General features: G+C 43.2%; 14 protein-coding genes. 13 read left to right on the plus strand and 1 reads right to left on the minus strand.

Annotated elements, in window-relative coordinates; genetic code table 11:
* Nucleotide 1: 1 nt before the first annotated feature.
* The 13 genes from aroB (at nt 2) to ACIQ0H_RS03710 (ending at nt 11,171) form a co-directional block, all read left to right on the plus strand.
* A complete protein-coding gene (gene aroB / locus ACIQ0H_RS03650; RefSeq protein ID WP_403411057.1) occupies nt 2-1,114 on the plus strand; it encodes a 3-dehydroquinate synthase in 1,113 nt (370 codons plus the stop codon).
* Entirely contained in the window at nt 1,107-1,469 is a 363-nt protein-coding gene (gene aroH / locus ACIQ0H_RS03655; RefSeq protein WP_403411059.1) for a chorismate mutase, read from the plus strand. Before aroB ends, aroH begins: the two co-directional genes overlap by 8 nt.
* Nucleotides 1,470-1,496: 27 nt before the next feature.
* On the plus strand, nt 1,497-2,597 hold the full coding sequence (gene hisC, locus ACIQ0H_RS03660) for a histidinol-phosphate transaminase (protein ID WP_403411062.1): 1,101 nt from the start codon (nt 1,497-1,499) through the stop codon (nt 2,595-2,597).
* Nucleotides 2,594-3,694, plus strand: a complete 1,101-nt coding sequence (locus tag ACIQ0H_RS03665) for a prephenate dehydrogenase (protein ID WP_403411065.1) — start codon at nt 2,594-2,596, stop codon at nt 3,692-3,694. The genes hisC and ACIQ0H_RS03665 overlap by 4 nt, the downstream gene beginning before the upstream one ends.
* A gap of 41 nt (nt 3,695-3,735) precedes the next feature.
* Complete coding sequence (aroA, locus tag ACIQ0H_RS03670; protein ID WP_403412348.1) at nt 3,736-5,028, plus strand: 3-phosphoshikimate 1-carboxyvinyltransferase; 1,293 nt, start codon at nt 3,736-3,738, stop codon at nt 5,026-5,028.
* Nucleotides 5,029-5,217: 189 nt separating this feature from the next.
* Nucleotides 5,218-6,483: a tetratricopeptide repeat protein gene (locus ACIQ0H_RS03675; protein ID WP_403411068.1), complete on the plus strand. Its 1,266-nt coding sequence runs from the start codon at nt 5,218-5,220 to the stop codon at nt 6,481-6,483.
* Nucleotide 6,484: 1 nt separating this feature from the next.
* The gene (locus tag ACIQ0H_RS03680) at nt 6,485-7,036 is read left to right on the plus strand and encodes a ReoY family proteolytic degradation factor (RefSeq protein ID WP_403411071.1); all 552 of its coding nucleotides are present in this window, start codon (nt 6,485-6,487) and stop codon (nt 7,034-7,036) included.
* Between the two features lie 111 nt (nt 7,037-7,147).
* Nucleotides 7,148-7,597, plus strand: coding sequence for a DUF2487 family protein (locus ACIQ0H_RS03685; RefSeq protein ID WP_403411074.1), 450 nt, complete (start codon nt 7,148-7,150; stop codon nt 7,595-7,597).
* Nucleotides 7,598-7,741: 144 nt separating this feature from the next.
* Nucleotides 7,742-8,248: a QcrA and Rieske domain-containing protein gene (locus ACIQ0H_RS03690; protein ID WP_403411077.1), complete on the plus strand. Its 507-nt coding sequence runs from the start codon at nt 7,742-7,744 to the stop codon at nt 8,246-8,248.
* Between the two features lie 23 nt (nt 8,249-8,271).
* A complete protein-coding gene (gene qcrB / locus ACIQ0H_RS03695; protein WP_340738598.1) occupies nt 8,272-8,946 on the plus strand; it encodes a menaquinol-cytochrome c reductase cytochrome b subunit in 675 nt (224 codons plus the stop codon).
* A gap of 42 nt (nt 8,947-8,988) precedes the next feature.
* Nucleotides 8,989-9,756, plus strand: coding sequence for a menaquinol-cytochrome c reductase cytochrome b/c subunit (locus tag ACIQ0H_RS03700; RefSeq protein ID WP_403411080.1), 768 nt, complete (start codon nt 8,989-8,991; stop codon nt 9,754-9,756).
* Nucleotides 9,757-9,831: 75 nt separating this feature from the next.
* On the plus strand, nt 9,832-10,434 hold the full coding sequence (gene lhaT, locus ACIQ0H_RS03705; protein ID WP_403411083.1) for a lipoprotein heptaprenylglyceryl N-acetyltransferase LhaT: 603 nt from the start codon (nt 9,832-9,834) through the stop codon (nt 10,432-10,434).
* Between the two features lie 68 nt (nt 10,435-10,502).
* Nucleotides 10,503-11,171: a zinc metallopeptidase gene (locus ACIQ0H_RS03710; protein WP_403411086.1), complete on the plus strand. Its 669-nt coding sequence runs from the start codon at nt 10,503-10,505 to the stop codon at nt 11,169-11,171.
* Between the two features lie 514 nt (nt 11,172-11,685).
* Here the strand turns inward: ACIQ0H_RS03710 and ACIQ0H_RS03715 are convergent.
* Nucleotides 11,686-12,558: a YitT family protein gene (locus ACIQ0H_RS03715; protein ID WP_403411089.1), complete on the minus strand. Its 873-nt coding sequence runs from the start codon at nt 12,556-12,558 to the stop codon at nt 11,686-11,688.
* Between the last annotated feature and the right edge of the window lie 60 nt (nt 12,559-12,618).

Consider the following 12,618-nt stretch of genomic DNA (forward strand, 5'->3'; position numbering starts at 1 on the left):
TATGGGGAAGCTCACGGTTAATATCAAGAATCATGAATATGATGTCCATATTGGTCAAAATACGTATGAATTGTTTGCAACTGATTATGCAGAGCTGTTCGAGCGAACGGACCGCATTGCAATTATAGTGGATGAACAAGTTGCAGCCATCCATTTGCCGCTCTTAGAACGGGCGTTGGCACCTTTAAATCGCGAAATCGTCATTAAGACGGTACCGGCAGGCGAAAGTTGTAAAACTTCCGCTGTATACATCGATTGTCTATCATTTCTTCTACAACAAAAATTCACACGAGATTCACTTGTTATCGCATTTGGTGGCGGGGCTTGTGGTGATTTAACGGGATTCGTTGCGGCGACATTTATGAGAGGTATTCGTTTTCTACAATGCCCAACAACCATTTTGGCGCATGACAGCGCGGTGGGTGGTAAAACAGCCATCAATATGCCGGAAGGGAAAAATATGGTTGGCTCTTTTCATCAACCAGTCGGAGTCCTTTTTGATACGTCACTGTTCGAAACTTTACCGCCGAAAGAAATTCGGTCGGGCATGGCAGAACTGTTGAAACACGCCATTATATCGGACGCAGAGTGGGCAGATGACTTATTGGCTCATTCCACGTTCTCACAACCGGCTACCGATTGGTTGGCAGGAGAGTTGTTAAAGGGCATTGAAGTCAAGGCGAAAATCGTTGCAGAAGATGAATTTGAGCGATCCACAAGGAAATACCTTAACTTTGGCCATACGTTTGGCCATGCAGTTGAGGCGGCATGTGGATTCGGCGGCTTGAGCCACGGAGAGTCAGTGATGATTGGCATGGCCTACAGTCTTATTTTAAGCGAAGAACACGGAGCGATTGATGAACAATTGACGAACCGTGTTATCGCGTTTGCGGGCACACATGGCTATACATTCCAACCGATTTATGATTATTCATTCGAAGTATTTATGAATTATATGGAAAAAGATAAAAAGGCTTCTTTTGGTAAAATGAATTTTGTATTGCTAGATGGCGTAGGTAACCCCTATGTGAAAGAACTGTCGAAAGAGCAGTGTAAACAAGCGTTTGATCAGTTAAGGCAACGAACGGAAGGAGTGGGACGCAATAATGGTTAGGGGATTAAGGGGTGCGACAACGGTCGTAAGTGATGAAGAAAAGACTGTTCTCGCAGCAACAGAAGCACTTGTCATCGAAATGGCGGAGGCTAATAACATTTCACCGGACGATATCATTTCGGTTCTAATTTCGACAACGAAAGATGTGACATCAACTTTTCCGGCGAAAGCAGTTCGTTCGATTGAAGGTTGGACATACGTGCCTGTTATGTGCACGCATGAGATGGATGTGGCCGGGGCGATGCCGCTATGCATTAGAGCACTCATGCATGTGAATACGGATATTTCGCAACAAGAGATCGCCCATATTTATCAAAACGAAGCTGTTAAATTACGCCCTGATTTAAAAAAATAATGCAGGCTATTGACCGGAGGGATTAAGATGAACTGGAAACACGCACTTAAAGGGATGACCCCATATAAACCAGGCAGATCGATTGAAGAAGTGATACGTCTTTATGGCCTGAAAGAAGTTGTAAAGCTTGCGTCAAACGAAAATCCATATGGCTGTTCGCCAGCTGTCAAAGAATTTATCGAAACGGATGCCATCCAGTACGAAATCTATCCGGACGGCTATGCGAGTGCATTGCGTAGCAAGCTTGCGGCTAAACATGATGTCAGCGAGGATACTTTATTATTCGGCAATGGATCTGATGAAATCATCATGGTCATTTCAAGAGCGCTTTTGGGCAAGGGAACAAATACTATCATGGCGACGACAACATTTCCGCAATATGCACACAATGCGAAAATCGAAGGCGCTGAAATCAGACAAATCCCTTTACGTGACGGGCAACATGATCTAGAAGGATTTGTTCGTGCAATAGATGACGAAACTTCTGTCATCTGGGTATGTAATCCGAACAATCCGACAGGCAATTTGTTACCTAGTGATACATTACAAGCATTCCTTGAACGCGTACCAGAACATATTCTGGTGGTGCTAGACGAAGCGTATTTTGAATATATCACTGCGGATGCTCATACAGATTCGGTTACGTGGCTAGAGAAGTTTCCGAATATTATTATTCTCCGAACATTTTCAAAAGCCTATGGACTGGCATCATTCAGAGTTGGTTATGCAATCGCCCAACCGGAAATCATTGCTAACCTCAATAAAGTTCGAAACCCATTTAATAATAATTCGATTGGACTTGCTGTTGCTGAAAAAGCGTTGGCAGATCAAGCATTCATTCATCAATGCCGTCAGGTGAATCACGAGCAAAGAGACCGATTTAAACAATATGCTACTGAGAAGAAGCTGCATATGTTCGATTCTGAAACGAACTTTGTATTACTAGCAGTACCTGGTGATGCAGATCTAGCTGCTGAACAATTATTGCAGCAAGGGTTCATCATCAGAAGTGGCAATGCACTTGGAACACCCGGTTATGTCCGTGTGACGATTGGAACAGAACAGCAGAACAGTGATTTCTTCGCTGCGCTTGATACATTACTAGTCGTAGAAGGTTCAGCAAAATGAAACTGAACGTTACAATTATTGGGCTTGGCTTGATTGGAGGATCTCTGGGGCTTGCGCTGAAACGAGATCCTGAAATACATGTAACGGGCTACGACCAATCATTTAGTACATTGGATCAAGCATTTCGTAGGGGAATTATCGATACGATTGCTACATCGATTGAAAATGCATGCGAACAAGCAGATGTGATTATCTTTGCGACTCCAGTCAATACGACCGTCGCTATGATGCAACAGGCAAGTGAATGGACGTTTAAAGAAAATGTTATTATGACGGATACGGGAAGTACAAAAGGTCCAATCATGGATGCAGCTAGATTGTTACTCGAACGGGGCATTACGTTTATTGGTGGTCATCCAATGGCGGGGTCCCATAAAAGTGGTGTCACTGCCGCTAAAGGACATCTGTTCGAAAATGCGTATTACATATTAACACCAGATTCACGAACGGATAGTAATCGGGTTAAATGTTTGCGTCAATTGCTTGAGCCGACGAAAGGGAAAGTTGTGGTACTGGATGCTGAAGAACATGACCGGATGACGGCCATTGTCAGCCATTTTCCGCATCTCGTAGCATCCTCCCTTGTAGGAAGGCTTTCAGCACAACAACAATCGCAACCGTTTGTCAATAAATTGGCAGCGGGCGGCTTCCGTGATTTAACACGTATCGCCTCGGCAGATCCCGTCATGTGGCGAGATATTACAACACAGAACCGGGTAGAACTGTTGAAACAACTAGACGGCTGGCTTGAGGAGATGGGGCATGTTCGGGAGATGTTAACATCAAACAATCCTGCTGAAATCTATGATTATTTCGCTGGAGCAAAAAAGTTTCGGGACGACTTGCCGATTACGTCGCAAGGAGCACTATTCATGACGTTCGATTTGCATATTGATATTCCTGACCATCCGGGGATTATATCGGAAATTACAAAAGTATTGGCGGATGAGCGAATTAGCTTGACGAATATTCGTATCGTTGAAACACGCACAGATGTCTTTGGTATTCTTGTAATTAGCTTCCAAAGCGCAGAGGACCGTGAGCATGCCAAATCGGCACTTGCCAAAACAATGGAGTATAGTATGCAAATCGTTTGAGTTCGTGGATTATCTGATTAGGGGGGATTTTCTTGATAGAAATGAAAAAAGTAGCGTTCGAGCAACCTGTATTGAAGGGCGAAATTACTGTGCCAGGCGATAAATCGATTTCACATCGTGCCATCATGTTGGGCTCGATTGCTAAAGGGAAAACGTCGATCTCGGGCTTCCTGGACGGGGAAGATTGTTTGCGGACCATTGATATATTCAGGCAGCTTGGTGTAAACATTGAAAGAAATGGTACAGATGTAACGGTGGAAAGTCCCGGCATGCAAGACTGGCATCAGCCATCCGACAATCTGTATGCAGGCAATTCAGGTACGACTGCACGTTTGGTACTAGGCATACTTGCCGCATCCCGTATCACTTGCGTCCTAACAGGGGATGAATACCTGTCAAAACGACCTATGAACAGGGTATCAATTCCATTGAAATCAATGGGAGCGTCAATCGCTGGTGAAGCGGACAGCAATCTCCTACCACTTACCATTACAGGGGGGGCACTCACACCAATTGATTATGAGATGCCTATCGCTAGTGCTCAAGTGAAATCGGCGATTCTTTTTGCGGGCTTAACTACAGGGGGGCAGACAACTGTTAGTGAAGAGACCGTGTCACGTGATCATACAGAACGGATGCTAGAGCAATTTGGAGCGGATATTCAGAAGGATGGCAACACAGTACGTGTCACTGGTGGTCGTATGCTTAGTGGAACGGATGTCCGTGTACCGGGTGATATTTCGTCTGCAGCATTTTTCATGGCTGCGGCGGCAATGATAAAAGGAAGTTCTGTAACATTCAAAGATGTAGGTCTTAATCCAACAAGGACCGGCATACTGGATGTATTGAAGGCTATGGGTGCAAAGATTGACATTCTTGAGCAATCGGATGGACTAGGTGAACCTTATGGTACAGTCAATATTTCACACGATGGATTGCATGCTACGGAAATTAGTGGTGAACTCATTCCGAAACTGATTGATGAGTTGCCAGTCATCGCTTTACTCGCGACGCAAGCACATGGCGTAACAGTGATCAAAGATGCCGCTGAACTGCGCGTCAAAGAGACAGACAGAATTACAGCAGTGACAACAGAACTGAAGAAACTTGGCGCGCAGATTGAAGAGACGGAAGATGGCATGATCATCCATGGACCGACTCCGTTGACGGGCGGTACACTCGCCTCTTATGGTGATCATCGTATCGGTATGATGGCTGGAATAGCGGCGCTAGCGGCATCGGGTCCAGTAGTTATTGAAGATCCTTCATGCATCAATATTTCTTATCCGACTTTCTTCAATGATCTCGAAAAACTTGCCTTTCCTGTAAAGTGAAGCGGTAATCAGCAGGAGGACTCATCTCCTGCTGATTATTAGTCGAACTAGACGGGCTTTTACGGGCACTTGTCACCGTTCATTTATGGTATGATAATCTTGAAGTAAGGGTCTTATTACCCGATACTACGGGGTAAACATTCAAGGCTAATAGACGAATGTATACAATGTGAAAGAACAGGTGAAAATATGGGACAGTTACAGCAAGTTGAAAGATATATTCAGGAAGGCGATGTCGACGCACTCGGTCGTCTTATCGAGCAATTAAATGAGTCAACCGATTTTGATATGCTTTATGAAGCAGCGGGGCTACTTGTAGATTATGGATTCATGGGAGAAGCCGACCGTATCTATGAAACATTACTTCTTCATTTACCAGATGAGGCGCAGCTTAAGATCGATCGTGCCAGTACGTTACTTGAACTTGGGGAAGAAGACGAAGCACTTCTCCTGCTGACAGATGTAGGTCCGGACGATGAAGAGTATGTACAAGCACTTCTGGCATTAGCTGATTATTACCAGATGTCTGGTATGGCAGAAGCAGCACTTTCAAAGATTAAGGAAGCTCATACACTCGTACCTTATGAGCCTGTTATCCGATTTGCCTATGCAGAACTACTCCTTGAATCCGGTAAGTACGGTGAAGCGGCCCGTTTATACCTTGACTTGCTTGAGGAGACGGATGAAATTGGCGGCATTAGCATGGTAGCTAGGCTTGCGGAAACGTATAGCGCTGGAGCGGCGTATGAGGAAGCAATCCCTTACTATGAAAAAATGTTGCAGGATCAAGTGCTGCCGGATATCCTTTTCGGGGCAGCGTTTGCTTACTTCCAAAGCGGCAATGCAGAAAGAGCAGTGGCGCATCTGACCGACTTAATTGAAATGGACCCGGATTACTTTTCTGCTTATATGCTGGCGGGACAGTCCTTGTCTGTTATGGGTGAAGATCGACAAGCGTATGACCTATTTAAAGATGGAATCCGCAGAGATGAGTTTGATAAAGAACTTAGATTAGCCGCGGGCAAATCAGCTTTGAAACTGGGGTTACCTGAAGAGGCAGAAGGACATTTACAAGAAGCATTGGCCCTGGATCCCGAATACGTAGAGCCACTGATTACATTAGCGTCCCTCTATAGTGAAGGGGAAGAGGATGCAAAATTGTTTGAACTCCTTTCGTACACGAAAGAGGAGTGGGGGGACCATCCTCTATTAAATGCCTTTATGGCGTATGCCTACGAGCGTGATGAACAATATGATGATGCATACGTATCCTATGGTAAGGCATATGTTGGAATGAGGGATGATCACGGGTTTCTTGAAAGTTATGCCAATTTCTTAGTAGAAGAAGGCAAGCGCGAGGAGGCCCTTGTGGTTGTGAAAGAATTGGTCAGTCTTGTTCCGGAAAATGAATATTGGAGAGCGTATCTGGAAGCGCAAAATGATGAGGAGGTGTGACATGACGGCCATGATTCCTGTTGCTGCTAAAAAGGATTTTGTACGATGGTTCTTAAAGCAGTACAAATTGAAGCGCCGTGAATGTGTGTGGATTTTGAACTATCTTCTTAGCCATGAACACCTTCTGCACAACGTCCACTTTACGGATGAAGCACATTATTGTCCGCGAGCGATGGTGATGTCAACTACGGGGTCGGAAAGTATCCCATTCCGCTTTTACAAAGGGAATTTGATGACTGCTGATGCCGAGAAGTCATTTCACGATTTGAGACTTCATCCAGAGGATAAGATGTATATCCAGCTTAACTTTTTGAACAGTCATGCCTGTCCCCAGTATGCAAGTGTACGTGAAGAGAACCCATTCCTACCTGCCTATTTGCAGGTGAGTGAGAGTGATCGGAAAATTGCACAGCAACTTCTAGAGGAAAGTGTTGCATCTGCTACGGTGGATACGTTGATGAAAAGGGTTGATGAAGCCCTCGATGCCAATGATAAGGAACGGTTTATCATACTGTCAGCCATGTTGAATGACATGAAGATATCGAAAGATTGATGACTCCATTCAATTAGGGAAGGATGTAGTTCAGTCCTTCCTAGGGGAAGGATTAAGTACCATCCTTCCTTGATGGGGTCCTTTACTGATTTATTACGGAGGTTTTACACAATGAACTGGACTGCAAAAGATATGGATACATATTTGCAACAGAAAGAGTATATCGATACGTTAATTGTCCCGCTTTTAAAAGTAGAAACAACACCTAGTGCTTTGAAGAATAGTACATCTTCCTCAGAGTTTCTTATGCATCTCGCAACGTTTATTGAAACGCAATTCAAGGGGCGTATGATTTTGATGCCACCATTTGCCTATACACAGTCGATGAATTTGCAAGCGATGGCAGGGACGCTGTCGCAGGACATTTCAGCGGCTTCATTCAAACATGTGTTTTACTTGACAACGGATTCCGCTTGGACAAGCATTGAATTGGACGGGGAAGTCATCTGGTTACCCTCCATCCCGCTTGAAAGTATGGACCCGCAGCTAAGACAAACAATTATTGAAGATCAGCTTCGTCAAGTGCTACCAAGATTCATGGAAAAGTGGTCACAGGAATAAAATTCGATTTTTGTTCACAATCTTACTTCTGTAGAGAAAGCATCATTGAATTTCCTAAGGTATTGATATATCATAGATATGTCCTAGTATTACAATTAGCAAAAATATGTCCGTTGGACTGACCTTTAAGTAAGAGGAGGGAAAATGATGAGCAACAAAGTGTCAAGACGCCAATTCATGAGTTATACACTTATGGGAACTGGTGGATTTATGGCCTCTGCAATGCTGATGCCGATGATTCGCTTTGCGATTGATCCTGTCTTGCAAGAGTCAACGGGTGGAGACTTCATCCCGACTTCGCAAAAAGTGGCCGACCTTACGGATATTCCAGTTCGTGTCGACTTCACAATTAAGGATCGAAAAGATGCTTGGTATAAATCTGACGTGTCAAACACTGCTTGGGTTTATAAAGAAGGCGACAAAGTTATCGCACTTTCACCTGTATGTAAACACCTAGGTTGTACGGTGAGCTGGGCTGGTGACGAGGCGAAGCCAGATTTGTTCTTCTGTCCATGCCACGCAGGTCGTTATACGAAAGATGGTAAGAACGTACCAGGAACACCACCGACGGGACCACTTGACGAGTATGAAGTTAATGTCGTAGACGGATTCGTGTATCTCGGAGTAACAAAACCGAACACATTAGTTTAAAATTGTAAGGGGGTACGACCGAAGTGCTAAATAAAATTTATGATTGGGTTGACGAACGGTTGGATATCACCCCGATATGGCGCGATATCGCTGACCACGAAGTACCTGAGCACGTAAACCCTGCACATCACTTTTCTGCATTCATTTATTGTTTCGGTGGCCTGACGTTTTTCGTCACGGTTATCCAAATTCTATCCGGTATGTTCCTTACAATGTATTACACACCGGACATTGAAAATGCATGGAAATCCGTTTATTACCTTCAAAATGAAGTAGCATTCGGTGAGATTGTGCGTGGGATGCACCATTGGGGAGCATCACTTGTTATCGTTATGATGTTTCTACATACGCTCCGTGTATTCTTCACAGGTTCTTATAAGAAGCCACGTGAACTGAACTGGGTTGTCGGAGTATTGATCTTTATGGTTATGCTTGGACTTGGTTTCACAGGTTATCTATTACCATGGGATATGAAAGCAGTATTTGCTACAAAAGTAGGTATTGAAATTGCGGCTTCTGTTCCATTCATCGGAGAATCGATCAAAATTCTGCTTGCAGGGGATTCAACGATTCTAGGTGCACAAACATTGACGCGCTTCTTTGCGATTCATGTATTCTTCCTACCAGCTGCTTTGCTTGGGTTGCTTGCAGCACACTTTATCATGATCAGAAGACAAGGTATTTCTGGACCTCTATAAGAGGGAAGAGGATTTTAAAGAGATAGTAAAGGAGGGGACACCATGCAACGCGGAAAAGGGATGAAATTTGTCGGAGATTCGCGCATTAAGGCTACGAACAAAATGCCGAACGTCCCGAAAGATTACTCGGAATATCCGGGGAAAACAGAAGCTTTTTGGCCAAACTTCCTTTTGAAGGAATGGATGATTGGTGCCGTTTTCCTAATCGGTTATTTAATATTAACAGTTGCTCATCCGTCACCGCTTGAACGTCAAGCGGACCCAACGGATACGATGTATACGCCGGTTCCAGACTGGTATTTCCTTTCCATGTATCAGTTACTGAAGTATGAATTTGCTTCCGGACCTTATAATATTATTGGTGCAATTATTATGCCAGGACTGGCATTTGGCGCATTGATGCTTGTGCCATTTATGGATACTTCGAAAGAACGTCGTCCATTCAAACGTCCACTTCCAACGGCATTTATGTTACTTACATTTGTTGCTTTGTTCTATTTGACATGGGAATCTGTTGTGAACCATGACTGGGAAAAGCAAGCAGCACTTGGTGCGATTGTTGAAGAAGTTGAATACGATACGGAGTCTGAAGGCTACCAAATCTATGCAGGCGCTTCATGTATTAACTGTCACGGGGATGCTTTCCAAGGTGCACTTGGTCCGACATTAATAAATACTGGCTTGACAGCTGAAGAAATTACTACAATCGCTCATGATGGTCGAGGAGATATGCCACCGGGAACTTGGGAAGGATCTGATGAAGATCTGCAAACCCTTGCGGAGTTTATCGAAGGTTTGAAAAGCGAGTAAGTAGAAGTACGTAAAAAGAGTCAGGAAACTGACTCTTTTTTGTATATATAATAAGATTTTCATGGAGAGGTGCCTATGGGTTTTTTAATACAAAGGGTTTGGCTCATTCTTTCACATAAATCGTTTCTTTGGATTTTGTTATTTGTAAACTTGCTTGGTACAGTGTATGGCTATGACTGGTATATGTGGCAATTGGAAAACACTGAGCCTAAATTTTGGATTTTTGTACCAGATAGTCCAACAGCAAGCTTATTTTTCACACTTGCAATTATTGGCTGGCTTATTGGACGGAACTTCAAGTTAATCGAGGCACTTGCGCTTATTACACTCGTTAAATATGGGCTATGGGCAGTGGTCATGAATATCTTAACGCTTGTTGAAACGGGGGAACTCAGTCCGGTGGGCTGGATGCTTGTTGGTTCGCATTTTGCGATGGCCCTTCAAGCCGTTCTTTATAGTCCTCTCTATCGGTTTAGTTTTGTCCATATTGCGATAGCGGCTGTCTGGACACTTCATAATGACGTGATCGACTATGTATTTGGGCAGATGCCTATCTATGGTGATTTGATGATATACATGGACCAAATCGGCTACTTTACCTTCTGGCTATCAATAGCTTGTATACTGCTGGCTTGTTGGTTATGGAGGAGAAGATTGACGACTGTTATACAGCAATAGTAAAAACTTGCAGTAGCTGTTCTTCCGTTATAGAATAGGTCATATAGAGAAAAGGGAGGAAATCGTTTATGTTTTGGTTTTACTTGGCGGCAATTATTATCTTGCCACTTTATGCTCAATTTAAAGTGAAAAGTACGTATAAAAAATATTCGAAAGTCCGTTCTACCTCTGGTATGACTGGGGCGGAAGTAGCGCGTCGCATTTTAGATCATAACGGTTTACATGACGTACAAGTCGTGGAAAGTCAAGGTTTCTTGAGTGATCATTATAATCCGGTGACGAAAATTGTTGCCTTGTCCCCACAGAACTACCATGAAGCATCCGTTGCAGGTACAGCTGTTGCGGCCCACGAGGTCGGACACGCCATTCAAGATAAAGAAGCTTACTCATTTCTTCGTTTCCGCCACCGTTTAGCGCCTGTAGCTAGCATTACGTCAAATGCGTCTTGGGTGTTCATAATGATTGGGATTATTTTCTCAAGTATGAACGCACTACTTGGTGTAGGTATTGCACTACTTGCTGTCGGGGTTGTTTTTCAACTGGTTACATTGCCAGTGGAATTTAATGCATCGACTCGTGCGATGAATCAAATTGTTGAGCTTAATATTATTCGTAACGAAGAAGAACCACATGCGAAGAAAGTATTGAGTGCGGCAGCAATGACATATGTTGCGGCAGCAGCCGTAGCTGTAATGGAATTGGTCCGTCTTTTGATGATTTTTACGAACAGAGACTAAGTATATTGAAAATCCGTCCTCAACAGAGAGACGGATTTTTTTTTTTTTCGTTTAAAAAGAAAATGAAAGATAAATATGATAGGTACTATCAAAATTAACAACAGCTATGCGCTTCTAATTGTGTTAATATGGAAGTCGAGTGGAATAATTCTAATAAGTAATTAAGATGATGCAAAATTTTATAGGGGCTATTTTTCTCCTGATATCTGCCATCTTATATAGTGCTAATGTTATTTCAGTTTCAATTTCTGGTGGGTAATCAGAAGTCGGTTATTCACTCGTAATCATTAGTATTATTACAACAATTATGGGTCTTATATTGTTGTTAAAAAGAGAACGAGATGTACAATACGATACACAAGGAAACGAGAAATCAAAAAAATCCTTTCTAGATAACGACTTGAATAATTAACCATTATTTGAATGGAATAGTGAATTAGTTGAAAAGTTAATCGTATTTTTAAAAAAAGCATCGGTGCTTAGTCCGATGCTTTTTTGGGAGGTCTATTTCCATTTATCGCTCAAGAGGTCGTTTCTGTTCATCTAATGTAAAGCCTTCGCCCATAACGTCGTGTGAGTCGACGAGTGATACGAACGCATGTGGATCGATGGAGGTAATGATGTTTTTCAAGCGCATGACTTCATTTCTGCCGACGACGCAGTAGAGGATTTCCCGGTCGGCCTTCGTATAATGACCGTAGCCTCTAAAGACCGTGACACCACGCTCCATTTCAGCTGCAATTTTCGTTGCGATTTCGTCTTGGAATTCGGAGATGATGAAAGCACCCCGCGCTGCATAGGCACCTTCTTGAACAAAATCGATGACGCGAGCACCGACAAATAAAGCAACAAGTGTATACATCATGGAGCGGTGATCCAAATAGACGGCCCAAGATACAAGGATAACGAGTGCATCGAACATGAACATTGTTTTTCCCATGCTCCACCCCATGTATTTATGACCAAGACGTGCGATAATATCAACACCGCCTGTTGTGCCGCCGTACCTGAAAATAATGCCGAGTCCAATCCCGATGAAAACGCCGGCAAACAATGCAACAAGGAACAGATCATCTTTTAGATGAATATCAATCTGATAGACCATGAAGATTTTGATGAAGACAGACACTGCTACTGTGCCAATCACTGTGTAGATGAAGACCCGTCTCCCTAACAATTTCCAACCGATGAGGAACATTGGAATATTTAAAACAAGGTTCATGATAGCAGGGTCCCAATTGAACGCGAATAATAAAATAAGGGTAATCCCCGTAAAACCGCCCTCGGCAAGTTCGTTTTGAATATTAAAATGGACGAGTCCGAAACTGAAGATGGCAGCGCCGATAATGATGAAAATAATATTTTTTAATCTAATTCCGTCAAGCATTTACTGCACACCTTTCTTAGTTAGGCCATGGTGTTATTATCAGTTATATTTTATATTTTG

It is taken from the genome of Sporosarcina sp. NPDC096371 (genome assembly GCF_044762865.1).
GTDB lineage: Bacteria > Bacillota > Bacilli > Bacillales_A > Planococcaceae > Sporosarcina.

What these genes read in the sequence shown, in the direction of transcription:
- ACIQ0H_RS03680 (WP_403411071.1), top strand. Translation starts at nt 6,485, where the DNA reads ATGACGGCCATGATTCCTGTTGCTGCTAAAAAGGATTTTGTACGATGG.
- lhaT (WP_403411083.1), top strand. Translation starts at nt 9,832, where the DNA reads ATGGGTTTTTTAATACAAAGGGTTTGGCTCATTCTTTCACATAAATCG.
- hisC (WP_403411062.1), top strand. Translation starts at nt 1,497, where the DNA reads ATGAACTGGAAACACGCACTTAAAGGGATGACCCCATATAAACCAGGC.
- ACIQ0H_RS03685 (WP_403411074.1), top strand. Translation starts at nt 7,148, where the DNA reads ATGAACTGGACTGCAAAAGATATGGATACATATTTGCAACAGAAAGAG.
- ACIQ0H_RS03675 (WP_403411068.1), top strand. Translation starts at nt 5,218, where the DNA reads ATGGGACAGTTACAGCAAGTTGAAAGATATATTCAGGAAGGCGATGTC.
- ACIQ0H_RS03690 (WP_403411077.1), top strand. Translation starts at nt 7,742, where the DNA reads ATGATGAGCAACAAAGTGTCAAGACGCCAATTCATGAGTTATACACTT.
- ACIQ0H_RS03665 (WP_403411065.1), top strand. Translation starts at nt 2,594, where the DNA reads ATGAAACTGAACGTTACAATTATTGGGCTTGGCTTGATTGGAGGATCT.
- aroH (WP_403411059.1), top strand. Translation starts at nt 1,107, where the DNA reads ATGGTTAGGGGATTAAGGGGTGCGACAACGGTCGTAAGTGATGAAGAA.
- ACIQ0H_RS03715 (WP_403411089.1), bottom strand. Translation starts at nt 12,558, where the DNA reads ATGCTTGACGGAATTAGATTAAAAAATATTATTTTCATCATTATCGGC.
- ACIQ0H_RS03700 (WP_403411080.1), top strand. Translation starts at nt 8,989, where the DNA reads ATGCAACGCGGAAAAGGGATGAAATTTGTCGGAGATTCGCGCATTAAG.
- ACIQ0H_RS03710 (WP_403411086.1), top strand. Translation starts at nt 10,503, where the DNA reads ATGTTTTGGTTTTACTTGGCGGCAATTATTATCTTGCCACTTTATGCT.
- aroB (WP_403411057.1), top strand. Translation starts at nt 2, where the DNA reads ATGGGGAAGCTCACGGTTAATATCAAGAATCATGAATATGATGTCCAT.
- aroA (WP_403412348.1), top strand. Translation starts at nt 3,736, where the DNA reads ATGAAAAAAGTAGCGTTCGAGCAACCTGTATTGAAGGGCGAAATTACT.